The following is a 909-nucleotide window of genomic DNA, read 5'->3' on the forward strand; positions in this document are numbered from 1 at the left end:
ATGTTTAGCGGACAGTAATAGTTATTTATCTTAATAATTCCGACCTTCGCATCATGGAAGAAAATATGTTACGCACCTTGGCAACTCTTGTGTTGCCCACTCAAATATTAGAGTTTTTTACTATCGTTTCTGTCCGTGAGGTCGGATCAGAGTTTCATATTAGTCTTGACGAACGTATGGACAAGACTTTGGCGGATGATGCCAACTTCGAGTCCAAAGGGTTCATGGAAGCTGTTAATATAACTGACTTTCCGATCCGAGACCATAAGGTTATATTGAAAATTCGTCGCAGACGATGGACGGACTTGCGCACAGGCAAGAGCTTTACGCTTCCCATCGCTTTAGACATGGTAGCTCAGGGCACTCGTTACTCCAAGGAATTTGGAGCTTTTTTAAAAGAAACGTATGGAGACATCCCCCGTGACCTGCCTTACGCTTGAGGATTTCTATCATATTGACGGACATACATTTGAGAAACAATACAAGGAAGTTCTGAGCGGCTTCCGTCAATGGGATCAGGCAGAACATGCCGACGAATGGCTTCTCTTTCCTGACAACATCGGACCCTCTTTGGCTATTGATGAAACTTCACTGTCTAACGGCGAACTGTACACTTTCGTGACCAACCGTGCAGCAAGGACACGGGAAAGAAGTCTCGTGGCAGTAGTTGCAGGTACAAAGTCAGAAGATGTCATAGCAGTACTGGATAGGATTGATGAGGAGAAACGCTCTTCTGTTGAGGAAGTCACTCTGGATCTGTCCGATTCTATGCGCAAAATAGTCAGAAGGTCGTTTCCAAATGTCAAGGGTGTAATCGATAGGATCCATGTAAAAAAGTTAGCATGCGACGCCGGCCAGGAATCGCGTATCAAGCACCGCTGGGATGCAATACAGTCGGCAAAAGACGAG

The 909-nt window shown here is 45.3% G+C and carries 2 protein-coding genes; both read left to right on the forward strand.

Annotation, left to right across the window (positions count from 1 at the left end; translation table 11 throughout):
- The first annotated feature begins 53 nt into the window (after positions 1-53).
- On the forward strand, positions 54-440 hold the full coding sequence (locus ETF27_RS10940; protein WP_147785828.1) for an ISAon1 family transposase N-terminal region protein: 387 nt from the start codon (positions 54-56) through the stop codon (positions 438-440).
- On the forward strand, positions 406-909 hold a 504-nt coding region (locus ETF27_RS10945; protein ID WP_193557222.1), incomplete at its 3' end, for an ISAon1 family transposase. The genes ETF27_RS10940 and ETF27_RS10945, both read left to right, overlap by 35 nt.

It is taken from the genome of Prevotella brunnea, assembly GCF_008016795.1.
GTDB lineage: Bacteria > Bacteroidota > Bacteroidia > Bacteroidales > Bacteroidaceae > Prevotella > Prevotella brunnea.